Below are 22718 nucleotides of genomic sequence, written 5' to 3'. Positions count from 1 at the left end.
CTGAACACTGTTCAATGAACACTGTTAGAGTCCCTCGAGTCAGACCCACCCGGGGCCGAGCCCCGCCCACCGGAGAGGCCCGCATGACCGCCACCCAGGACTCCCCCGCCGTCGACCCCCGCCCCGCCGCCGCCCTCGACCCCGAGGCCCTCGTGGACCGCATCGAGGCGGGCCACGTGCTTACCGCTGAGGAGGCCGTCGCTGTGCTGGACGCCCCGGACGCGGACACGTTCCGCATCGTCGCGGCGGCCTCGCGCCTGCGCGAGAAGCACTTCGGCCGCACCGTCAAGGTCAACTACCTGGTCAGCCTCAAGACCGGCCTCTGCCCGGAGAACTGCACCTACTGCTCCCAGCGGCTCGGCACCGAGGCCGAGATCCTGCGCTACACGTGGCTCAAGCCGGAGGAGGCCGTCCGCCAGGCGGGTCTGGGCATCGCCGGCGGCGCCTCGCGCGTGTGCATGGTCGCCTCGGGCACCGGCCCCACGGACCGCGACGTCGACCGCGTGGCCGGCATGGTCGGCGACCTCAAGGCCCAGCACCCGGACGTCGAGGTGTGCGCGTGTCTCGGCTTCCTCAAGGACGGCCAGGCCGAGAAGCTCAAGGACGCCGGCGTCGACGCCTACAACCACAACCTCAACACGGCCGAGTCCCACTACGAGTCCATCTGCACCTCCCACACCTACGAGCAGCGCGTGGACACCGTGCAGCGGGCCGGCGCCGCCGGCCTGTCCTCCTGCAGTGGCCTGATCGCGGGCATGGGGGAGACGCACGAGCAGCTCGTCGAGGCCGTCCTCGCGCTCCGCGACCTGGACTCCGACTCCATCCCCGTCAACTTCCTCATGCCCTTCGACGGCACCCCGCTGCAGGGCCACCAGCAGCTCACGCCCCTCGAGTGTCTCCGGATCCTCGCCATGGTCCGCCTGGCGTGCCCGGACAAGGAGCTGCGCATCGCCGGCGGCCGCGAGATGCACCTGCGCTCCCTGCAGCCGGTCGGCCTGCAGGTGGCCAACTCGATCTTCCTCGGCGACTACCTCACCTCCGAGGGCCAGGACGCCGAGGCGGACCTGCAGATGATCGCCGACGCCGGCTTCACCGTGCTCGGCGCCGAGGAGCGTGCGCAGCAGGCCGCGGCCGACGACGGCGCCTCGGCCGGCGGCTGCTGCGGCGGCACGGACGACGCCGGCCCGTGCGGCTCCGGTGCGGCCGGAGCTGCGGAGGACGCCTGCCCCGACACGGGCGCCGAGGGCACCGTGAAGCCCGAGCTGCGCCGCCGGGGCGCGGGCACGGCCGAGCCCGCCAACGCCTGAACCCGCGCTGACCGCCGTCGTCGGGAGCGTGCTCAGCGAACGGCGCGGATCCGCCGCACCACGCACACCACGATCACCGCGAGACCGGTGAGCGCACTGACGGCCACGAGGGCGAGGCCGCCCACGATGCCGACGTCCATCGCGGTGCTCGTGCCGAGCAGGTCCATGAGCACCGGGGTCGTGGCGCCGGAGTCCGGGTGGTCGCCGCCGTCGGGGAAGATGATCGCGGCCAGCGCGAAGGACCCCCAGGAGACGCCCAGCAGCGTGTGCAGCAGGCGCCCCAGCCGGATGCCGCCCCGCTGCTCATCCTGCGGGTTCACGCGGGGCAGGAGGAACAGGCTTCCCACCAGGACCATGAGGACGAGTTCGTGGGGCAGGGCGCCGAAGACCATGTAGATGACCGTCATCCAGCCGTTCGCGCCGAAGTTGGAGCGCAGGGCGAGCGCGATCAGGGGCAGGGCGAGGAGGGCCAGCGCCCACGGCAGCACGGCCCAGGGGCGCCACGTGCCCACGCTCGGGCCCTTGCGGGTGGGGGTCGGGGAGGCGAACTCCGAGTGCTGGGTGCCGGACGCTGCGGTGCTCATGGCGCCAGCGTAGCCAGAGGGTGGCATCCGTCACGCTGGTAGGATTCGGGGGTACGGCCTCCGTGCGCACCGCAAGGGGGCGTTTTCCATGTACGGGCCGGTCCGGGACGACCCGCGGCCCTGAGGAGAGATGCAGATGCCAGCGATCGCGATCGTCGGAGCCCAGTGGGGCGACGAGGGCAAGGGCAAGGCCACCGACCTGCTGGGCGGGCGAGTGGACTACGTCGTCAAGCCGAACGGCGGCAACAACGCCGGGCACACCGTCGTCGTCAACGGGGAGAAGTTCGAGCTCAAGCTGCTGCCCGCCGGCATCCTCTCGCCCAACGCGGTGCCGGTGATCGGCAACGGCGTGGTGGTGAACCTGGAGGCGCTGTTCGAGGAGATCGACGGGCTCGAGTCCCGCGGCCACTCGTGCGAGCACCTGAAGATCTCCGCCAACGCCCACCTCGTGGCGCCGTACCACCAGACCATGGACAAGGTGACCGAGCGGTTCCTGGGCAAGCGCGCGATCGGCACCACCGGCCGCGGCATCGGCCCCACCTACATGGACAAGGTGGCCCGCCTGGGCATCCGCGTGCAGGACATCTTCGACGAGTCGATCCTGCGCCAGAAGATCGAGGGCGCCCTGCGGCAGAAGAACGAGCTGCTGGTGAAGCTCTACAACCGCCGCGCCGTCACCGTGGACGAGATCGCCGAGTACTTCCTGGGCTACGCGGACCGCCTGCGCCCCATGGTCGTGGACTCCGTGAACCTGCTCAACGACGCCCTGGACGAGGGCAAGGTGGTGCTCATGGAGGGCGGCCAGGCCACCTACCTGGACGTGGACCACGGCACCTACCCGTTCGTGACCTCGTCCAACCCGACCGCCGGCGGCGCGGCCGTGGGCGCGGGCATCGGCCCCACCCGCTTCTCCCGGACCATCGGCATCGTGAAGGCCTACACCACGCGCGTCGGCGCCGGCCCGTTCCCCACGGAGCTCTTCGACGAGATGGGCGAGCAGCTGCGCACCACCGGCGGCGAGTTCGGCGTGAACACCGGCCGCCCGCGGCGCACCGGCTGGTACGACGCCGTCATGGCCCACTACGCCGCGCGGATCAACGGCTTCACGGACTACTTCCTCACCAAGCTGGACGTGCTCACCGGCATCGAGAAGATCCCGGTGTGCGTGGCCTACGAGGTGGACGGCGTGCGCCACGACCGCATGCCCATGACCCAGACCGAGTTCCACCACGCCAAGCCGATCTTCGAGCACTTCGACGGCTGGACCGAGGACATCTCCGGCGCGCGCGAGTTCACCGACCTGCCGCTGAACGCCCAGCGCTACGTGGAGGCCCTCGAGAAGCTCTCGGGCTGCCGGATCTCCGCGATCGGCGTGGGCCCGGGCCGCGACCAGGTGGTGCAGGTCCGCGACCTCGTCGAGGGCTGACCCGGCCCGCCGCCCCGCCCCCGGCCCACCCTGGCCTGCACTTTCGAACGTGAAAGAGGGCGAATGGGCGCTTTCGAACGTGAGATAGGCCCTATCTCACGTTCGAAAGCGCCCGGGGGTCCGCCGGTCAGTCGGCCAGGCGGCCCGTCGTCGGGAAGCGGTCCCACACGCGGTGCGCGGGCAGGAGCTGCTTCAGCGCCGCCACGGCGGCCGCGCCGTCCGCCGCGGACTCGACGCCCTTGCCGGACACCTGGGCGGCAGCGAGGACGGCCTCCGCCGGCTCGAGGGCGAGGATCGCCTTCGAGTGGCGCCACATCTCCTGCAGCACTTTGACGACGCGCGGGTCCACCGCCTCGGAGTCGGCGGCGCCGGCCTTCTGGTCCAGGCTGGGGGCGGCGTCTGCGGCGGGGGCCGCCGGCGAGGCCACGACCACGGCATCCAGCTCGATGGACGCGGCGGTCAGGTAGGTCCGCTGGGCCACGATCTCCCCGGCCACGGGGCCGCCCTTCGGTGCGATGACCAGCGGGACCATGCCCGCACCGTGGATGCCCTGCACGAGGGCGTCCAGCTCCTTCTCGTCCACGGACTCGCCCACCACGACGCCGACCTGACGGCCGTCGAGCGGCCACGCCCCGCCGATCTGGGACAGCACGGGGGAGGGCTGCACGTCGGCCGGGGTCTCGGTCGGCGCGGGGACGGGGATGCCCAGGCCGTCCGCGACCTGCTGGGCCAGTCGCGTGTCGATCGCGGCGAGGTGGGCCAGCTGGCGCTCGCGGATGGTCTGCTCGTAGCACTTGCCGAGCTCGAACGTGTACGCCTGCGCCACGTGCTCGCGCTCCACCTCGGAGAGGGAGAGGAAGAACAGGCGCGCCTGCGAGAAGTGGTCGTCGAAGGACGCGGCGTGCGCGCGCTCCTTCACCGAGGCCGGCAGCGGCTCCGGGTGCTCGATGAACGCGTGGTCGTCCGCGGGGGTCTCGTACGGCAGGCCGCCGTCGAGCGAGTTGGGCCGGTACGGCGCCACGCCGCGATGCACGGCGCTCTGGTGGAAGCCGTCACGCAGCATGTCGTTGACCGGGGCGTGCGGGCGGTTGATGGGCAGCTGGTTCCAGTTCGGCCCGCCGAGGCGGGTGAGCTGCGTGTCCAGGTAGGAGAAGAGGCGGCCCTGCAGGAGCGGGTCGTTGGTGACGTCGATGCCGGGCACGAGGTTGGCCGGGTTGAAGGCCACCTGCTCCGTCTCCGCGAAGTAGTTGGACGGGTTGGCGTTCAGCGTCATGCGGCCGAGGGGCTGCACGGGGGCGAGCTCCTCCGGGACCAGCTTCGTGGGGTCGAGCAGGTCGATGCCCTCGAACATCTGCTCCTCGTTGTCCTCGAACACCTGCACGCCGAGCTCCCACTCGGGGAAGGCGCCGGCCTCGATCGCGTCGGCGAGGTCACGCCGGTGGAAGTCCGGGTCCATGCCGTTGGTGAGCAGCGCCTCCTCCCAGGTCACGGAGTGCACGCCGAGCATCGGCTTCCAGTGGAACTTGACCAGCACGGTGGAGCCGTCCGCCGCGATCAGACGGTAGGTGTGGACGCCGAAGCCCTCCATCATGCGGTAGGAGCGCGGGATGCCGCGGTCGGACATGTTCCACAGGGTGTGGTGCTGGGCCTCGGTGTGCAGGGACACGAAGTCCCAGAACGTGTCGTGCGCGGACTGCGCCTGCGGGATCTCGCGGTCCGGGTGCGGCTTCACCGAGTGCACCACGTCCGGGAACTTGATGGCGTCCTGCACGAAGAACACGGGGATGTTGTTGCCCACCAGGTCCCACGTGCCCTCGTCCGTGTAGAACTTGGTGGCGAAGCCGCGGGTGTCGCGGGCCAGGTCCATGGAGCCGCGGGAGCCGGCCACGGTGGAGAAGCGGACGAACACCTCCGTCTCCTTGTCCTTGGCGAAGAGTCCGGCCCGGCTGATCTTCGCGGCGGTGCCGTAGCCGCGGAACACGCCGTGGGCGCCGGCGCCGCGGGCGTGGACCACGCGCTCGGGGATGCGCTCGTGGTCGAAGTGGCTGAGCTTCTCCCGCAGGTGGTGGTCCTGCAGCAGGGTGGGGCCGCGGCGGCCGGCCTTGAGCGAGTGGTCCGAGTCCTGCAGGCGCACACCGTGCGCGGTGGTCAGGTACGGGCAGCCCTGCGCGGCGGTCGCGGGGTCGGCGCCGGTGTCCTGGCCGGTGGGGGAGACCTGTGCCGGACCGCGCTGGTCCGGGGCCGGGACGGCCACGGGCTGGTCCGGGTGGGTGAGGGCGGTGTGCTCCTCGAGGTCGGGGGTGATCGGCCCCGGCGTGCCGGGGATGTCGGGCTGCTGGGTGGTCATCGCGTCTGCTCCTGTGGTGTCGACGTGCCGCGCGGTGCCGCGCGGATCGGGGGCGGAGGACGACGGCGGCCGATGCGGGCCGACGTCGTGCCCGGTCCCCAGCGTGGCGGCTGGCCCCAGCGCTGACCAGGGCTGACGGCCACCGGCAGGGGCCTGGCTACCCTGGGGGCATGAGGATCAGCGTCGGACAGTTCGGGCCCGTGGGCGACGTCGAGGAGAACCTGGCCGTGATGGCCCGCCTCGCCGCCCGCGCCGCGGGCGAGGGGGCGGACCTCCTGGTGCTGCCCGAGGAGGCCATGCTCGGGGCCCGCGAGGTGGGGGAGGAGTTCCCCGACGCCGTCGCCGCGGCCTGGGAGCCGTTCGCCGCGGGCCTGGCCGCGCTGGCGCGTGAGCACGGGATCGCCGTCGTCGCGGGCGGCTACGAGCCGGGACCGGACCGGCGTCCCTACAACACGCTGCTGGCGGTGGGCGCGGACGGCGCCCGGCTGGGCGCGTACCGCAAGCTCCACCTCTACGACGCGTTCGCGCACCGCGAGTCGGACCGGATCACCCCCGGCGACGGCGGCGTCGCGGCGATCGAGCTCGGCGGGCTCCGCCTGGGCCTGCTCACCTGCTACGACCTGCGCTTCCCCGAGCTGTCCCGGCGTCTGGCGGTGGAGGGCGCGGACGTGCTCGTGATCCCCGCGGCGTGGTTCTCCGGCGAGCACAAGGTGGACCACTGGCGCACCCTGCTCAAGGCCCGCGCGGTGGAGAACACGGTGTGGGTGGCCGCGGCCGACACGTGCTCGGACGGCACCGTGGGCCACTCGATGATCGTGGACCCGCTGGCGCTGCCCGTCGCCGAGCTCGCCGACGAGCGGGAGGCCGTGGTGACCGCGGAGGTCACCCGCGAGCGGATCGACGAGGTCCGGGAGTTCCTCCCCTCGCTCGCCAACCGCCGCACCGACGTCCTCTGAGCCGCCCCCCGCCCGGCGGACGGGTCACCATTACCCCCTCGGGCTGGGAAAAGCCTAAAATCACGTCAGACGTGCAACCAGACGGGCGCCCCGGCGCTCGGAACGCGCCCCGCCCGGGGCGGGACGGGAGATCAGAGATGACCATCAACGCCGACGGCAGCCACGCCGTCCAGCCCCACGCCGCGAACGCCCACACCGCCCCGGCCCGCCCCGTGCGCCACGCCGTGGTGGAGGAGGAGGTGCTCGAGCCGCTGGGCCCGGTGGAGGGCTGGGGCTTCACCAACCGCGTCATCCTCGTCTCGGTGCTCGTCGTGATCATCGGCAACGTCGTGCGCGTGCTCACCGGCGACCTGGGTGATCCGAACGGCTCCGTGGCGCTGGGCGAGACCGGCCACGGCTGGGTCGTGCTGGTGCAGTCGTTCATGTTCGGCCTGGTGGGCGGCGCCCTGGCGGGCGCGGCCGGCTACCTGGTCGTGCTGCTGATGGGCGGGGCTGCCCGCTCCGTCGTGCGCTACGTGGTCGGTGGCGTGGTCGGCGGCTTCCTCGGTGCCGTGGGCCTGTTCGCGGTGTTCTCCAACACCGTCCTCTACGGGGCGGGCCTGCACCTGTTCTGGATGCTGCCGGTGGCGGGCCTGCTCGGCGGCCTCTGGGCGGGCGTCGTCTCCTCCCGCCGCTGATCCCCGCAACCGGCGCCTCGGGCGCCGGCCGCAGAGAAAGGCCCCGGTTCCGGCTCTCGCCGGGCCCGGGGCCTTCTCCGTCATCACTCGCACCTTCGATGAGGTGGCTTCAGCCTACGAACTCGCCTTGGGCTTTCCAGGGGAGTCGGCTGGGCGTTCCCTGGGAGTGTCGGCCGCCCCGAGCAGGTGCGCGAGCTCGCCGGTGGCGGCGACGAGGGCCGCCCCGCACCGGTCCGCCAGCTCGTCCGTGCAGCGGTAGGCCGGCACGAGCGTGCTGAGCGCACCGACCACCGTGCCCGCCACGCTGATGGGGGCGGACAGCGAGGTGACGTCCTTCTCCACGGAACGGGTGCGCAGCGTGTAGTCCCCCGCGGCCACGCTGCCGCGCAGGGCGTCGCCCACGGCCGTGCCCGCCAGGGGGACGGTGCGTCCGACCCAGTTCGTGTGGCGGACGGAGTGCGTGCCCTCCACGATCGCCAGGTAGACGGCGGAGTCCGGAGGGGTCGTCACCGAGAGGTAGACGGATTCGCCCGTGGCGGCCACGACGTGGTCCATCGGCCCGCGGGCCAGCTGCACGAGCGAGTCCCGGGAGAAGGCCCGCGCCCCGAGCTGGATGAGGCGCACGCCGGGGCGGTAGGCGCCGTCGTCGTCGCGGGCCACGAAGCCGGATCCCTCGAGGCTGCGCAGCAGGCGCAGCGCCGTGGACGCCGGCAGCTCCGTGGCACGGGCGGCCTCGGTCAGGCTCAGCCGGGGCTGCTCGGTGACGGCGGCGAGCAGGTCCAGGGCCCGGTCCACGGTGCGCGTCGAGGCGGTGGGGGTGGTGGTCATGACAGGGAGCGTAACGGGTGCGGGACACACGGATCGGGCTTGCGCGTGAGCCGAGTCACTGTTTCAATGTTCGGAAAGTGCATGCCGAGCCGTGAAATCACAGGGGCCACTCGTCCCGGCGGCGCACGCACCCCGTCGAGAGGAACTGCCATGGCCGTGGGCTTCACCCAGCACGACCCGTCCCGCACCATCCGCGCCCCGCGCGGCACCGAGCTGTCCGCCAAGTCCTGGCAGACCGAGGCCCCGCTGCGGATGCTCATGAACAACCTGGACCCCGAGGTCGCCGAGCGTCCCGAGGACCTCGTCGTCTACGGCGGCACCGGCCGCGCGGCCCGCTCCTGGGAGGCCTACGACGCCATCGTCGCCACACTCAAGGACCTCGAGGAGGACGAGACCCTCCTGGTGCAGTCCGGCAAGCCGGTCGGCGTCGTCAAGACCAACGTGTGGGCCCCGCGCGTGCTGATCGCCAACTCCAACCTCGTGGGCGACTGGGCCACGTGGCCGGAGTTCCGCAAGCTCGAGGCCGAGGGCCTGATGATGTACGGCCAGATGACCGCCGGCTCGTGGATCTACATCGCCACCCAGGGCATCCTGCAGGGCACCTACGAGACCTTCGCCGCGATCGGCCGCAAGCGCTACGACGGCTCCCTCCAGGGCACCCTCACCCTCACCGGCGGCTGCGGCGGCATGGGCGGCGCCCAGCCCCTGGCCGTCACCCTCAACGGCGGCGTCTGCCTGATCGTGGACGTCTCGGAGGACCGCCTGCGCCGTCGCATGGGCAAGCGCTACCTGGACGAGGTGGAGACGGACATCGACAAGGCCGTCGAGCGCGTCATGCAGGCCAAGCGCGACGGCGAGGCCGTCTCCGTGGGCCTCGTGGGCAACGCCGCCGAGGTGTTCCCCGAGCTGCTCGAGCGCCAGAAGGCCGGCACCGTCGAGATCGACATCGTCACCGACCAGACCTCCGCGCACGACCCGCTGTCCTACCTGCCGATCGAGATCGACGAGAAGGACTGGCACGCCGAGGCCGAGGCCGACCCGGACACCTTCACCAAGAAGGCCCAGGAGTCCATGGCCCGCCAGGTCGAGGCCATGGTCGGCTTCCAGGACATCGGCGCCGAGGTGTTCGACTACGGCAACTCCATCCGCGACGAGGCCCGCAAGGCCGGCTACTCCCGCGCGTTCGAGTTCCCGGGCTTCGTCCCGGCCTACATCCGCCCGCTGTTCTGCGAGGGCCTCGGCCCGTTCCGCTGGGCCGCGCTCTCCGGCGACCCGGAGGACATCCGCGTGACCGACGAGGCCCTGAAGGAGCTGTTCCCCGAGAACGAGCACCTGCACCGCTGGCTCGACGGCGCCGCCGAGTTCGTGGAGTTCGAGGGCCTGCCGGCCCGCATCTGCTGGCTGGGCTACGGCGAGCGCCACAAGGCCGGCCTGCTCTTCAACCAGCTCGTGGCCGAGGGCAAGGTCAAGGCGCCGATCGTGATCGGCCGCGACCACCTCGACTCCGGCTCCGTGGCCTCCCCGTACCGCGAGACCGAGTCCATGCTGGACGGCTCCGACGCGATCGCCGACTGGCCGCTGCTGAACGCCCTGACCGCCACCTCCTCCGGCGCCACCTGGGTGTCGATCCACCACGGCGGCGGCGTCGGCATCGGCCGGTCCATCCACGCCGGCCAGGTGGGCGTTGCCGACGGCACCGAGCTGGCCGCGGCCAAGCTCGAGGCGCTGCTCACCAACGACCCCGGCATGGGCGTCATCCGCCACGTCGACGCCGGCTACTCCCGCGCCGTCGAGGTCGCCGCCGAGCGCGGCGTCCGTGTGCCCATGGAGGCCACGATCCGGGACTGACCCCGGTCACGTCGTCGGACGGCGACGGTGCCGCCGCGCCGTCGCCGTCCGACGGCTTCACCGCCGCGAGCCGGACGGGCGGACGCCCGTCCGGCTCGCGATCGAAAGGACACCACGATGGACTCGTCCCGCCCCGCAGACCACGAGCTGCACACCGACACCACCGCGATGGCCGCGATCGAGGCCGACGCGCCCCGCCCGCCGGCGCGCTGGCGCATGATCGTCTACTCGGCGATCGGCATCGTCATGTTCTTCGTGCCCGTCACGATCAACGGGGCGAGCTCCATCCCGCTGGACCACCTGGTGACCTGGGTGCGCGGGCTGCTCGGCCCGGCCGACCGCTGGGTGGGCATGGCCATCATCGCCGCCGGCGCCGTGTACCCGTTCGCCTCGGGCCGCTGGCGCACCAGCACCACCCGGACGGTCTTCGCCTTCCTCGCCGTGCTCGGCCTGGTCGCCTCGGCGATGGTCGTGTTCGGCGTGGGCCCGAGCTGGATCCTGGACGAGAGCATCGGCCCGTTCCTGATGGACAAGCTCGTGGTGCCCGTGGGCCTGATCGTCCCCATCGGCGGCGTCTTCCTGGCCCTCGTGATCGGCTACGGCCTCATGGAGTTCGTGGGCGTCTACCTGCGCCCGGCCATGCGGCCGATCTGGCGCGTGCCCGGCCGCGCCGCCGTCGACGCCGTCGCCTCCTTCGTGGGCTCCTACGCCCTGGGCCTGCTGCTGACGAACCGCATGTACACCGGCGGCCGCTACACGGCCCGCGAGGCGGCGATCATCGCCGTCGGCTTCTCCACGGTGTCCGCGACCTTCATGGTGATCGTGGCCAAGACGCTGGGCCTGATGGACATCTGGCTCTGGTACTTCTTCGGCACCCTCGCGGTGACGTTCGCGGTCACCGCCATCACGGTGCGCATCCCGCCGCTGAGCCGCATCCCGGACGAGTGCTACCCGGGCGTCACCCACTCGCCCGAGCAGGCCGTCACCCGGGACCGCTTCCGCGTGGCCCTGCGCGCCGCCGAGCAGACCCTCGCCGAGGCCCCGTCCCTGCCGAAGAACATCTGGGTCAACTTCCGGGACGGCCTCGTGATGGTGCTCCAGATCCTGCCCTCCATCATGTCCGTGGGCCTGATCGCCCTGGTCCTGGCCACCTACACGCCCGTGTTCGAGTGGATCGGCGTGATCTTCTACCCGCTGTTCTGGGCGCTCGGCTACTCCGACCCCGGCCTGCTGGCCTCGGCCTCCGCCACCTCGATCGCCGAGATGTTCATCCCGGCCACGATGGCGGCCGGTCACGAGGACCTCGTCGCCCGGTTCGTGATCGGCGTCGTCTGCGTCTCCGCGATCATCTTCTTCTCCGCGGTGGTTCCTGCCATCCTGGCCACGGACATCCCCGTGAAGATGTGGCACCTCCTGGTGATCTGGGTCGAGCGCGTGGCGCTCACCATCGTGCTGGCCACGCCGCTGGCCCACCTGGTGGCCGCGCTCACCTGAGGCCCACCCCACCGCCCCACCCCCGTCCGTCCCGCAGAGAGGCCCCCATGCGCTCCACGCTCATCACCGACATCGCCGAGCTGACCACCGTCGACCCCGAGGGGCGGGTGCTCACGGACGCGGCCGTCGTCGTCGAGGACGAGCGCATCGCCTGGATCGGCGCCGCCGCGGACGCCCCGGAGGCGGACGACCGGGTGTCCGTCGAGGGCCGCGCCGTGCTGCCCGGCTGGGTGGACTCCCACACGCATCTCGTGTTCGACGGGGACCGCTCCGCGGAGTTCGAGGCCCGCATGGCGGGCGAGTCCTACGCGGCCGGCGGCATCGGCGTGACCACCTCCGCCACCCGTGCCGCCTCGGACGACCGCCTGGCCGAGCTGGTCCGCGGCCGGGTGGCCGACGCGGTGGCCGGCGGCACCACCTACCTCGAGACCAAGACCGGCTACGGGCTCACCGTGGAGGAGGAGGCGCGCCACGCGCGCCTGCTGGCCGGGCTGCGCGAGGAGGGCCTCGTGGACGAGGTGACCTTCCTCGGCGCCCACCTCGTGCCCCCGGGCCGGGACGCGGAGGACTACCTCGACGACGTCGTCGGACCGATGCTCGAGGCCGTGCGGGAGCACGCGGGCTGGGTGGACGTGTTCTGCGACGCCGGCGCCTTCGACGCCGAGCAGACTCGCCGCGTGCTCGCCGCGGGCGTGGCGGCGGGACTGGGCGTGCGCCTGCACGGCAACCAGATCGAGCAGGGCCCGGGCGTGGGCGTGGCCGTGGAGTTCGGCGCCGCCTCCGTGGACCACGTCAACCACCTCTCCGACGCGGACGTCGAGGCCCTCGCCGGCACCTGGACCGGCTGGGACCGCGCCTCGGCCACCGGCACGCCCGGCACCGTGGCCGGCTGCCTGCCCGCGTGCGACCTGTCCACCCGCGCCCCGCTGGCGCCCGCGCGCCGCCTGCTCGACGCCGGCATCGAGGTCTCCCTGGCCTCGAACTGCAACCCGGGCACCAGCTACACCACGTCCATGAACTTCAACGTGGGCACCGCCGTGCTGCAGATGCACCTGACCCTCGCCGAGGCCGTGCGCGCCGCCACCCTCGGCGGGGCCATCGGCCTGCGGGCGCAGGACCGCGTCGGCAGCCTCGAGGTCGGCAAGCGCGCCGACCTGCACGTGCTCGACGCCCCCGCCGCCATCCACCTGGCCTACCGCCCCGGCATGCCGCTGACCCATGCGGTCTGGCGTGCCGGCCGCCGGGCCGTCTGATCGACCGACAGCAAGGAGAACGCATCACCATGACCACCCCTCCCGCCACCGTCACGCTCGGCACGTCCGGGGCCACCCTGGACGACGTCGTCGCCGTGGCCCGCCACGACGCCCGCGTGGTGCTCGCCGACGACGTGCTCGAGACCGTCGGCGCGGTGCGCCGCCACGTCGAGGCGCTGGCCGAGGCCGAGACCCCCACCTACGGCGTCTCCACCGGCTTCGGCGCGCTCGCGGACAAGCACATCCCGCTCGAGTCCCGCGCGCAGCTGCAGAAGTCCCTGATCCGCTCCCACGCCGCCGGCATGGGCCCCGTGGTGGAGCGCGAGGTCGTCCGCGCGCTGATGTTCCTGCGCGCCACCACGCTGGCCTCCGGCCGCACGGGCGTGCGCCCCGTGGTGGTCGAGACCTTCGTGGCCATGCTCAACGCCGGCATCACCCCCGCCGTGCGCGAGTTCGGCTCGCTGGGCTGCTCCGGCGACCTCGCCCCGCTCTCCCACGTGGCCCTGGCGCTGATGGGCGAGGGCGACGTCGTCGGGGAGGACGGCGCGCTGCGTCCGGCCGGCGAGGCGCTCGCCGAGGCCGGGATCGAGCCGGTCGAGCTGCGGGAGAAGGAGGGCCTGGCCCTCGTCAACGGCACCGAGGGCATGCTCGGCATGCTGATCATGGCGCTGGCCGACCTCGAGGAGCTCGCCGACACCGTGGACCTCACCGCCGCCATGTCCGTGGAGGCGCTGCTCGGCACCGACCGCGTGTTCGTGCCGGAGCTGCACCTGCCGCTGCGCCCCCACCCGGGCCAGGCGACCTCCGCCGACCGGATGCTGAAGATCCTGGCGGGCTCGCCGATCGTGGCCAGCCACAAGGAGGGCGACTCCCGCGTGCAGGACGCCTACTCGCTGCGCTGCGCCCCGCAGGTGGCCGGCGGCCTGCGCGACACCCTCGCGTACGTGCGCACCGTGGCCGAGCGCGAGCTCGCCGCGACCGTGGACAACCCGGTGGTGCTCGACGACGGCCGGGTGAGCTCGAACGGCAACTTCCACGGGGCGCCCGTGGCGTACGTGCTGGACTTCCTGGCCATCCCGGTGGCCGACGTCGCCAGCATGTCCGAGCGCCGCACCGACCGCATGCTGGACCCGGCCCGCTCACACGGGCTGCCCGCGTTCCTCGTGGACGACCCGGGCGTGGACTCCGGCATGATGATCGCCCAGTACACGCAGGCCGGGCTCGTCTCGGACATGAAGCGTCTGGCCGTGCCCGCGTCCGTGGACTCCATCCCGTCCTCCGCGATGCAGGAGGACCACGTCTCCATGGGCTGGCACGCCGCCCGCAAGCTGCGCTCGGCCGTGGAGAACTTCCGCCGCGTGCTCGCCGTCGAGCTCGTGGCCGCCGCCCGCGCGATCGAGCTGCGCGCCCCGCTGCAGCCCTCCGCCGCGACCGGTGCCGCCGTCCGCGTGATCCGCGAGGCCGGCGTGCCCGGCCCCGGCCCGGACCAGTACATGGCCCCGCAGCTGGCCGCCGCCGAGCAGGCCCTGCGCGACGGGTCCGTGCTGGCCGCCGTGGCGGAGGCGCTCGCGGGCGTATCCGCCGATGCCGAGCCGCAGGACCTGGCCGAGGAGTCCGAGGGCGCCGAGGCCGAGGGGCACTGACGCCACAGAGTGGTCAGACGCCACAGAGTGGTCACGACATGCCGCGTGCGTCTGCACGGGACGGCGTGTCGTGACCACTCTGTGTGTGGAGGGGGCGGCCTGCGGGTCGGGCCCGGTCGCCTCGGCTCAGGTGAGGAGCACCGTCGTCGTCCTGTGCCGGCCGACGATCGTATGGATCAGGCGGGAGACAATCCGGGCAACGCCATGTGGTTGGTGTCGTGCGGTGAAGCCGGAACGGCGCGATCAGTCCGATTGCAGCACGACACCAGCTAAGGGCTTATCCCAGGAGTCCCTGTTGTTCGGCCCAGCACTTGAATCCCCCTGGGCCGAAGGGAAGCCGGTAATCGCCCATGATGAGATCGTCAGCGAGGCTCTCAACCATGGGAACGGTGAGTTGCTCCTTGCGGATCGCCTCACAGAGCAACCCGAGGGTGCCGGTGCACTCGAGCTTCTCGCGCTTGGCCAGGACGCGGGGCACGTTGTCGTCGATCACGATGCGATACCCGTGCGTCCGACCGAGGGCTAGAACGCCGCATTCGCCCCGGTTCCGACCGCCCGCCACAAGGTGCTCCTCGTATCGGGCGAAGGCCGCGAGGAACTCGAGGTCCTCGCTGCGGTCCACGACGATCCATTCGGCGTCCAAGATCTGCCGGAGATCTGGGTGCTGGTACTGCTGGTCCCTGATCTCCTGCTCCACACTCTCCGGAATCACGGCATGGCCGGCTGTCAGGAACTTGAGCACACCGAGCCATCCTTTCAGGGTGAAATGGCGCAGTGGTCCCGTATCGAAGACGTAGGTCTCCGGAACGGCGGTCACGAGACGTACTCCCAGATCTCCTGTTCCTGACGTGGGGGAAGGTCCGGAAGGTCGTCGTCGTCGAAAGTCCCATCCAAGAGGTCGAGTGTGCGTTCACGCGAGAGCTTCTCGGCCTCGAACAGCGCGATGACGTGCTTCTGGTACACCCGGGGCTGGGTAGTGCCTGCCATCTCGTCAGACGGGTACAGATCGTGGGTGATGATGTCCGTCTGCGTGGTCTGCACAGCGCGGATGTCGTTTGCCGTGGAAGCGTCCACCAATTCCAGGTCGTGGAGTCGGCGGGCCAGGGTCGACATGTCCACCAGGTAGGTGCCGGCGATCTTCACAGCGGCAGTGCGGACATCGCCTGAGTGAGCTGCGGCGGGCCATTCCTGTAAAAGGACAGCTGCTGGCAGGAGAAATGCTCGAGCGAACCGATCGAGGCGACCCTCGATGTCCGGGCCGGTGTGGGCGGTGCGCCAGTCCACCGTGTATTCATCGGCAAGTAGGTAGTGCCCAAGCTCGTGCACGGCGGAGAGGCGGCGTCGCCCGACCTTGGGGGTGGAATTCACCAGGGAGATGCCGCCCTCGGCGAGGAGCACCGTTCCCGCGTCAGCGGCGTCCACGCCGAAGTTGCGGGAGAACAGGAGCAGGCCAGCAGTGGCCAGGTGCGCCTGGAGGTCCTTTACGGGTTCCGTTGCTGTATACCCGACGTGCTCGCGTGCCCGGGCGGCCATGTCGTCGGCCTCGTGAACGGACTTGGGCTGCTCCCAGGGGTCCCGCACGCCGAACCCCTCGATGGGATGCAGGCCGTGCAGGAACTCGACGTCTGCGAGGAGTTCGGCCAGCAGGTGGTCCACGGCCGACTCGGTGGTATCCAACCCCTGGGCGGAACGGTGCGAGACGAGCGCTGGCGCAGGCTCGGTGAAGAACGACTGCATTCGGGTTCCCAGGGCATCGGCGATGGAGGCCAGCTCCAGGGCAGTGACCTTCCGTTGTCCGCCTTCGATCCGGTTGACCATGGTGCGCTCGAGGCCAACGGCGGTAGCTAGGTCCTGCTGGGACATCCCGCGACGCTCCCGCGCGGCACGTACACGGGCACCCAGCGAATGAGGAGTGGTCGGCGACATGTGTGCGATTCTCGCACACATGGCACTGGCGGTGAACCCTCGTCGCATACGCTGATGCGTTCGAGAACAAGCGCCGCGCCGCACTGCTGGTGATGGCCACCGGCACCGGGAAGACGTGCACCGCCGTCGCCCTGGTGGACCAGATGGCCCGCGCCGGATGGGTCAAGCGCGTGCTCTTCCTGGCGGACCGGCAGGCCCTCGTGAAGCAGGCCGCGGACGCCTTCGTGGAGCACGGCTTCGTCGGCACCACCGTGAACCTGCTGAAGAACCGGCACGGGGAGGGACGCGTCTACGCCTCCACCTACCCCACCATGCTCGGCCTCATCCAGGAGTCCACCGGCCAGGGCGCCCGCTTCGACCCCGGATACTTCGACCTGGTGATCGTGGACGAGGCCCACCGGTCCGTATACGCCAAGTACGGCGAGATCTTCCGCCACTTCGATGCCCTTCTCGTGGGCCTCACCGCCACCCCCAAGGACGAGATCGACCGGAACACCTACGGCCTCTTCGGCCTCGAGCCCGGCGTGCCGACTGATGCCTACACCCTCGACGAGGCCGTGGCGGACGGGTTCCTGGTGCCGCCGCGGGGCGTCTCCGTGGGCACCACCTTCCTGCGTCGCGGCACCCGGTACGATCAGCTTCCCGCCGAGGAGCAGGAGGCCTGGGACGCGCTGGACTGGGGCGAGGACGAGGCGCCCGAGGAGGTTTCGAGCGAGGAGATCAACCGGTTCCTCTTCAATGCGGACACCGTGGACCGCGTGCTCTCCACCCTCAGGGAGCACGGCCACAAGGTGGCCGGCAGCGAACGGCTCGGCAAGACCATCGTCTTCGCCAAGAACCAGCCGCACGCCGAGTTCATCCTGCAGCGGTTCGACGCCCAGTGGCCGGAGCTCGGCGGCCGGTACGCCCAGATCATCACCCACGCCAGCCGCTACCCGGACGCCCTGCTGGACGACTTCAAGACCCCCGGCAAGGCCCCGCACATCGCCATCAGCGTGGACATGCTGGACACGGGGGTGGACGTGCCCGACGTCGTCAACCTCGTGTTCTTCAAGCTCATCCGCTCCAAGACCAAGTTCTGGCAGATGATCGGCCGCGGCACCCGCCTGCGCCCGGACCTCTACGGGCCGGGGAGGGACAAGGAGGACTTCCTCGTCTTCGACTGGTGCCAGAACCTCGAGTTCTTCAACCAGGACCTCCCGGAGTCCGACGGCTTCACCCAGAGGTCCCTCACCCAGCGGTTGTTCGAGGACCGGCTCGCGCTCGTCGTCGCCCTCGACGCCCTGGACGATGACGCTGGGGCGCCCGCCGCCGTCGGGCCGGAGGAACGCGCGGTGCGCGAGCTGCGCCGCACCGCCGCCGAGGAGCTGCAGGCGGCCATCGCCCGCCTGACCCTCGAGAACGTCCTGGCCCGCCCTCTCCGCCGGGAGGTCGAGGAGTTCCAGCGGCCTGAGGCGTGGACGTCCCTGAGCGCCCAGGCCGCCGAACGGGCACGTGCGCTGGCCGGGGTGGTCACCGGGTTGCCGGGGGAGGACGTCGACGCCAAGCGCTTCGACCTGCTCATCGTGCGCCGGCAGCTGGCAGACCTCACCGGGGAGGCTGGCACGGCCGAGCGCATCCGGGCCACGGTGCAGTCCCTCGGGGAGAACCTGCTCTCCAAGGACGCCATCCCCGCCGTGAAGGAACAGATCATCCTCCTCGAGGCCGTGGCCGGGGAGGAATGGTGGGAGGGCGTCACTCTCGGCATGCTCGAGCACGCCCGGAAGAAGCTGCGCGGGCTCGTCCAGTTCATCGAGAAGGTCCGCCGCTCCCGCGTATACACGGACTTTGCGGACACGCTCACGCAGCTTGAGGAGGTCGACGTCGTGCGGCCGACGCCCGGCGTGGACATCGAACGGTTCTGGGCCAAGGTCAGCGAGCCGCTGCGCCACAACGAGTCCTCGCTGGCGCTGCAGAAGCTGCGCCACGGCAAGCAGCTCACCGAGCCGGACCTGGAGTCGCTCGAACAGCTGCTCCGGAGCATCGGGGCCGAGGACGCGCACCTGGCCGCGGCGAAGTCCGAGGGCGAGGGACAGTTGGGCCTGTTCGTGCGCATGCTAGTGGGGATGGATCGTGCCGCCGCGCAGGGCGTGGTCGCGGACTTCGTCCAGGACCGGACGCTCACCCAGGCGCGGATCCGCTTCCTGGGTCACATGGTGGAGGAGCTTACCGCCAATGGCGTCCTGGACGCCGGCCGGCTGTTCGAATCTCCCTACACGGACGACGCCCCCGGGGGGCCGTTCGGCCTGTCCGAGGAGGCGCAGGTGTACTCCCTGCGCGAGCGGCTGGACCTCGTCCGGACGTCTGCGATGGTGCCGGGACCAGAAGCGAACGCGGGCGGGGACGAGGCGCGCGGCGTCGTCGCATGACCTGACCGGACGGTGAGCCGAGTCGTGATATCCGCCCTTCTGCGAGCCTCCAGTTTCTATGACTGCTCACGTAGTGTTCAGACATGACTCCCGTCACCTGCCCCAGGGCCCCCAAGCGAGGCCATAGGAAAGAAACTGCTCGTGCACGTTGTCCGCACTGTGGCTCTTCCCCAGGTCCGGGCGTTACCCCACCAACAGAGACATTGATCGCTCTGCCCCCAGGGCCGGAGGGTGCCGATAGACAGACTTCCCCAATGGAATGTGAGCGACGTCGTCGAATCGATGAAGTGCTTCAGTTGGCTGGTGACCTTCTGGTCACGGAAAGCATCCGGGAAGTTCGTACGCACCTTCTCGATTTTGCCGTAGCCTACGGCGAACAGGGGCGTGGACGAGTGCGGCGCCATGCTATGTGCCAGGTACTTGCCGAGGTGGCGAATGCGCTAGATCCAGGCGAATACATCGATGAAGCAGCCGCTCGCATCAGGACAGCCCTCGCCACGGCAGGTCTTCCTCGACCGGTCGTCGCCTTGGCAATCGCAGCGACAAAGAAGATTGCAGCGGGAGCCGTGGAGGGGATCAATCCGACTGGGCAGATTCGTTTGGCGATCTGGATGCTCATCTCTGTGCTCTGCCCGAGGCCGGAGGTGTGCCCGGCTCAGCCAAAATCAGGCGTGGAGGTTCTTAAAGAAGCTCTGGAAGATGCAGAGTCTGCTTTCTGATCATCACAGAGGCTGAGTGACCCTCAACGCACCTCGCTACCTCAGCGGCGGTGGCGGCCGACGATCGTGTGGATCAGCCGCACCGCGGCCCTCGCGGTGCGGCCCCCGCGCCCGAATGGACCCCGGCCCGCTCAGGCCAGCAGCGACGCGTCCGTCCGGTGACGGCTGACGATCGTGTGGATCAGCCGGGCCGCGGCCTTCGCCGTGCGGCCGTCCACGTCCAGGGCGGGGTTGAGCTCCACGACGTCGGCCAGGGCCAGCTTCCCGGACTGGGTGGCCTCCAGCGCGCACGCGTGGATCACCTCGTACGGCACGCCGAAGCCGGCCGGTGCGCTCACCCCTGGGGCGACGGCGGCCGGCAGCACATCCAGGTCGATCGTCAGGTAGAGCACGTCCACGGCGTTGATGAAGGAGCGCACCCAGCGGCGCACGCCGGTGACGTCGGCGGTCTGGGCCTGCTCGTCGGTCACCCACGTGACCCCGCGTTCGCGCGCGGTGTCGAACAGGGCCCGGGTGTTGTTGGCCTCGCTGATGCCCACCACCGCGTAGGAGAGCTGATGCTCCGCCCCCTCGGCGTCCCGCAGCGCCTGCAGGAACGGGGTGCCGGAGCTGGGCCGCGGCGCCTCGCGCAGGTCGAAGTGCGCGTCCAGGTTGAGGATGCCCACGCGGGTGCCAGCAGCCACGCGCGTGGAGCCGGTCAGGCCCGTGATCGAGGCGTAGGCGGTCTCGTGTCCGCCGCCGAGCACCACGGCCAGGTCGTGGGCGTTCAGCAGCCCGCTGACCACTGTGCCCAGCTCGGCCTGGCCCGCCTCGAGTTCGCCCGGGGCGTCGTCGTCGCCGCGGTCCACGGACACGTCGCCCGCGTCCACGAGCGCGCCCGTGCCCTCGAGGTACGCGAGCGAGGCGAGCGCACCGCGCAGCGCCTCCGGGCCGTCCTCGGCTCCCACGCGGCCGTGGTTCCGGCGCACGCCCTCGTCCGAGGCGAAGCCGATGAGCGCCGTGGACCGCGCGCCCGACGTCGGAGCGCCGGCGCCGGGGTCGCGCTGCGGCGTCGTGGGCTCGCCGCGGCCGTCGGCGGGGCGGACGACCTGGTGCCAGCGCAGGTGCTCGGGGGTGTCACCGTCGGTGCGGCCGGTCCAGGCGGGGGAGAGGGACGAGGAGGGGAGCTCGGAGGTCATGGGACCATCCCACGCCATCGACGGGCGGGTGCGCAACGACGGCCGGACGACGCCCGACACGGGGCGTCGCCCGCCTAGCGGTCCAGTTCCTGGCGCCGCGAGCTGATCACGCCGGTGACGAAGCCGGCGAGGTTGAGCCCGCCGTGGAAGCGGGCGTGCTCGATCTTCACGCAGCGGTCCATCACGACCTCCAGGCCCGCGGCCTCGGCCTGGCGCGCGGCGTCCTCGTTCCAGATGCCCAGCTGCAGCCACACGGTCCGGGCGCCCACGCGGGCGGCGTCCGCCACCACCTCGGGGGCGTCGGAGGACTTGCGGAACACCTCCACGAGGTCCGGGGTGACGGGCAGGCCGTCCAGCGAGGCGTACACGCGGTGGCCGAGGATCTCCTTGCCGGCCGCGGCGAGCACGGGATTCACGAAGTAGACGTCGTACGTGGTCGAGCTCAGCAGGTACGTGGCCACGAAGTAGGACGCACGGGCCGGCTTGTCCGAGGCGCCGACGATCGCGATCGACCGGGTGCGCCGCAGCATCGCCAGGCGCTCGGGGGCGCCGGGGCCGGTCCAGGTGCGCTCGGGGTGGGTGGTGCTCATGGCTCAGGCCTCCTGCTCTGCGGGGACGACGGCGCCGTCGCGGGCGCGGCCGGTGGCCTCGGTCAGGGCCTGGTCCAGGTCCCAGAGGATGTCCTCGAGGTCCTCGATGCCCACCGAGATGCGGATGAGGTCCGCCGGGATGCCCGCGGCCACGAGCTGCTCGGCGGTGAGCTGCTGATGGGTCGTCGTGGCGGGGTGCAGCACCAGCGTCTTCGCGTCGCCGATGTTGGCCAGGTGGGAGGCCAGCTGCAGCGCGGAGATGAAGCGCGACGCCGTCGCGCGCCCGGCCTCCGGGCCGGAGGCGCCGTCGTCGGTGTCCGTGGCTGCCGGGGCCACGCCGAAGCTGAACACCGAGCCGACGCCCCGGGGCAGCAGCTGCTGCGCGCGGGCGTGGTGCGGGTGGTCGGGCAGGCCGGCGTAGCGGACCCAGGAGACGCGCGGGTCCTCGTCCAGCCACTGCGCCACGGCCTGCGCATTCGCCAGGTGGGCGTCCATGCGCGGGGCCAGCGTCTCGACGCCGAGCAGCAGCTGGAACGCCGACTGCGGGGCCAGCGACGGGCCGAAGTCGCGCAGCTGCTCCGAGCGGAGCTTGGTGAGGAAACCGTACTCGCCGAAGTTGCCCCACCAGGAGACGCCGCCGTACGAGGGCACGGGCTCGGTCATGGACGGGAACTTGCCGTTGTCCCACGGGAAGCGGCCGGACTCCACCACGACGCCGCCGAGCGTGGTGCCCTGCCCGCCGAGGAACTTCGTGGCCGAATGGATGACGATGTCCGCGCCGTGTTCGATCGGCCGGATCAGGTAGGGCGGGGTGAGGGTCGCGTCCACGACGAGCGGCACGCCGTGCCGGTGGGCGACGTCGGCCAGGCCCGGCAGGTCCACGACGTCACCGGAGGGGTTGGCGACGATCTCCGTGTAGACGGCCTTGGTGTTGGGCTGGAGGGCGGCCTCGAAGTCCGCGGCCTCGGCGGAGTCCACGAACGTGGTCTCGACGCCGAACCGGCGCAGGGAGACGTCCAGCTGGGTGATCGTGCCGCCGTACAGCTTGGAGGACGCCACGATGTGGTCGCCGGCCCCGGCGAGGGCCGCGAAGGTGACGAACTCGGCGGCCATGCCGGACGCCGTCGCGACGGCCCCGATCCCGCCCTCGAGCGTGGCGACCCGCTCCTCGAACGCGGCGACCGTGGGGTTGCCGATCCGCGAGTAGATGTTGCCGTACTTCTGCAGCGCGAAGAGGTTGGCGGCGTCTTCGGCGGACTCGAACACGAAGGAGCTGGTCTGGTGGATCGGCACCGCGCGGGAGCCGTGGACGGCGTCCGGGACGGCGCCCGCGTGCAGCGCCTGGGTGCGGAAGCCGAACTCGTGGTCAGCCACGGGGGTCCTTTCGATGGAGGCTTCGGGACAGTCCGCCCCATTGTCCCGGGCGAGGCGCGCCGGGGGCAGGGTGGGCACGTCGCAGAGCGTCACGCGGCGCCGGCCGGTGCCGTGCAACGCGGGTTGAGTTATCACCGGTTACGCGGGCCTGGACCCGTGA

Annotated in this window: 18 protein-coding genes and 1 pseudogene; 11 read left to right on the top strand and 8 right to left on the bottom strand. The window is 71.4% G+C overall.

All coding sequences use genetic code 11. The annotated features are described in order from the left end of the window. The first annotated feature begins 83 nt into the window (after positions 1 to 83). Complete coding sequence (bioB, locus tag ACTSKS_RS05310) at positions 84 to 1307, top strand: biotin synthase BioB (RefSeq protein WP_170079748.1); 1224 nt, start codon at positions 84 to 86, stop codon at positions 1305 to 1307. A 32-nt stretch (positions 1308 to 1339) separates the two neighbouring features. Here the strand turns inward: bioB and ACTSKS_RS05305 are convergent, their stop codons facing one another. Then, complete coding sequence (locus ACTSKS_RS05305) at positions 1340 to 1891, bottom strand: hypothetical protein (protein WP_442927349.1); 552 nt, start codon at positions 1889 to 1891, stop codon at positions 1340 to 1342. 136 nt (positions 1892 to 2027) lie between these two features. On the opposite strand from ACTSKS_RS05305, the gene ACTSKS_RS05300 reads away from it, so the two are divergent. After that, complete coding sequence (locus tag ACTSKS_RS05300; RefSeq protein ID WP_073116417.1) at positions 2028 to 3317, top strand: adenylosuccinate synthase; 1290 nt, start codon at positions 2028 to 2030, stop codon at positions 3315 to 3317. Positions 3318 to 3444: 127 nt separating this feature from the next. On the opposite strand, the gene ACTSKS_RS05295 is transcribed toward ACTSKS_RS05300, so the two are convergent. Then, positions 3445 to 5664, bottom strand: coding sequence for a catalase (locus ACTSKS_RS05295; protein ID WP_020624966.1), 2220 nt, complete (start codon positions 5662 to 5664; stop codon positions 3445 to 3447). A 170-nt stretch (positions 5665 to 5834) separates the two neighbouring features. On the opposite strand from ACTSKS_RS05295, the gene ACTSKS_RS05290 reads away from it, so the two are divergent. Both ACTSKS_RS05290 and ACTSKS_RS05285 read left to right on the top strand, forming a co-directional pair. Then, on the top strand, positions 5835 to 6620 hold the full coding sequence (locus ACTSKS_RS05290; protein ID WP_036315777.1) for a carbon-nitrogen hydrolase family protein: 786 nt from the start codon (positions 5835 to 5837) through the stop codon (positions 6618 to 6620). Positions 6621 to 6757: 137 nt separating this feature from the next. Continuing rightward, positions 6758 to 7297, top strand: a complete 540-nt coding sequence (locus tag ACTSKS_RS05285) for a hypothetical protein (protein WP_036315779.1) — start codon at positions 6758 to 6760, stop codon at positions 7295 to 7297. Between the two features lie 114 nt (positions 7298 to 7411). Here the strand turns inward: ACTSKS_RS05285 and ACTSKS_RS05280 are convergent, their stop codons facing one another. Beyond that, the gene (locus ACTSKS_RS05280) at positions 7412 to 8125 is read right to left on the bottom strand and encodes an IclR family transcriptional regulator (RefSeq protein WP_041104426.1); all 714 of its coding nucleotides are present in this window, start codon (positions 8123 to 8125) and stop codon (positions 7412 to 7414) included. A gap of 150 nt (positions 8126 to 8275) precedes the next feature. Here ACTSKS_RS05280 and hutU point away from each other — a divergent pair, with 150 nt between their 5' ends. The 4 genes from hutU to hutH all read left to right on the top strand — a co-directional run bounded on the left by hutU (position 8276) and on the right by hutH (position 14363). Then, entirely contained in the window at positions 8276 to 9973 is a 1698-nt protein-coding gene (gene hutU, locus ACTSKS_RS05275; protein WP_036315785.1) for a urocanate hydratase, read from the top strand. A gap of 117 nt (positions 9974 to 10090) precedes the next feature. Then, positions 10091 to 11467 carry a YjiH family protein gene (locus tag ACTSKS_RS05270; protein WP_036315788.1) on the top strand — a complete coding sequence of 459 codons (1377 nt, stop codon included), beginning with the start codon at positions 10091 to 10093 and terminating at the stop codon, positions 11465 to 11467. Between the two features lie 47 nt (positions 11468 to 11514). Continuing rightward, positions 11515 to 12720, top strand: coding sequence for an imidazolonepropionase (gene hutI, locus ACTSKS_RS05265; RefSeq protein WP_145951192.1), 1206 nt, complete (start codon positions 11515 to 11517; stop codon positions 12718 to 12720). A 29-nt stretch (positions 12721 to 12749) separates the two neighbouring features. Further along, entirely contained in the window at positions 12750 to 14363 is a 1614-nt protein-coding gene (gene hutH / locus ACTSKS_RS05260) for a histidine ammonia-lyase (protein WP_036341290.1), read from the top strand. A 277-nt stretch (positions 14364 to 14640) separates the two neighbouring features. Here the strand turns inward: hutH and ACTSKS_RS05255 are convergent, their stop codons facing one another. Both ACTSKS_RS05255 and ACTSKS_RS05250 read right to left on the bottom strand, forming a co-directional pair. Next, positions 14641 to 15180 (bottom strand): hypothetical protein, encoded by a 540-nt coding sequence (locus ACTSKS_RS05255; RefSeq protein ID WP_003038432.1) that lies wholly within the window; start codon positions 15178 to 15180, stop codon positions 14641 to 14643. Beyond that, entirely contained in the window at positions 15177 to 16289 is a 1113-nt protein-coding gene (locus tag ACTSKS_RS05250) for a helix-turn-helix domain-containing protein (protein WP_029248264.1), read from the bottom strand. The genes ACTSKS_RS05255 and ACTSKS_RS05250 overlap by 4 nt, the downstream gene beginning before the upstream one ends. Positions 16290 to 16351: 62 nt before the next feature. On the opposite strand from ACTSKS_RS05250, the pseudogene ACTSKS_RS05245 reads away from it, so the two are divergent. From ACTSKS_RS05245 to ACTSKS_RS05235, 3 genes and pseudogenes are all read left to right on the top strand, one after another. Next, positions 16352 to 17386 (top strand): annotated as a pseudogene (locus ACTSKS_RS05245) (DEAD/DEAH box helicase family protein); the annotation flags it as partial. Beyond that, on the top strand, positions 17375 to 18697 hold the full coding sequence (locus tag ACTSKS_RS05240; protein ID WP_306432500.1) for a type I restriction-modification enzyme R subunit C-terminal domain-containing protein: 1323 nt from the start codon (positions 17375 to 17377) through the stop codon (positions 18695 to 18697). The pseudogene ACTSKS_RS05245 and the gene ACTSKS_RS05240, both read left to right, overlap by 12 nt. A gap of 254 nt (positions 18698 to 18951) precedes the next feature. After that, complete coding sequence (locus ACTSKS_RS05235; protein ID WP_138976771.1) at positions 18952 to 19416, top strand: hypothetical protein; 465 nt, start codon at positions 18952 to 18954, stop codon at positions 19414 to 19416. Positions 19417 to 19547: 131 nt separating this feature from the next. On the opposite strand, the gene hutG is transcribed toward ACTSKS_RS05235, so the two are convergent. The 3 genes from hutG to ACTSKS_RS05220 form a co-directional block, all read right to left on the bottom strand. Further along, on the bottom strand, positions 19548 to 20594 hold the full coding sequence (gene hutG, locus ACTSKS_RS05230; RefSeq protein ID WP_036315803.1) for a formimidoylglutamase: 1047 nt from the start codon (positions 20592 to 20594) through the stop codon (positions 19548 to 19550). 74 nt (positions 20595 to 20668) lie between these two features. Then, complete coding sequence (locus ACTSKS_RS05225; protein WP_036315806.1) at positions 20669 to 21184, bottom strand: CoA-binding protein; 516 nt, start codon at positions 21182 to 21184, stop codon at positions 20669 to 20671. Between the two features lie 3 nt (positions 21185 to 21187). Beyond that, complete coding sequence (locus ACTSKS_RS05220) at positions 21188 to 22558, bottom strand: O-acetylhomoserine aminocarboxypropyltransferase/cysteine synthase family protein (RefSeq protein WP_036315810.1); 1371 nt, start codon at positions 22556 to 22558, stop codon at positions 21188 to 21190. Between the last annotated feature and the right edge of the window lie 160 nt (positions 22559 to 22718).

The organism is Micrococcus sp. TCR-5 (assembly GCF_052220525.1).
In the GTDB taxonomy this organism is placed as follows: Bacteria; Actinomycetota; Actinomycetes; order Actinomycetales; family Micrococcaceae; genus Micrococcus; species Micrococcus luteus.
The sequence above is the reverse complement of the archived record's forward strand: the minus strand, read 5'-3'. Positions and strand labels throughout refer to the sequence as shown.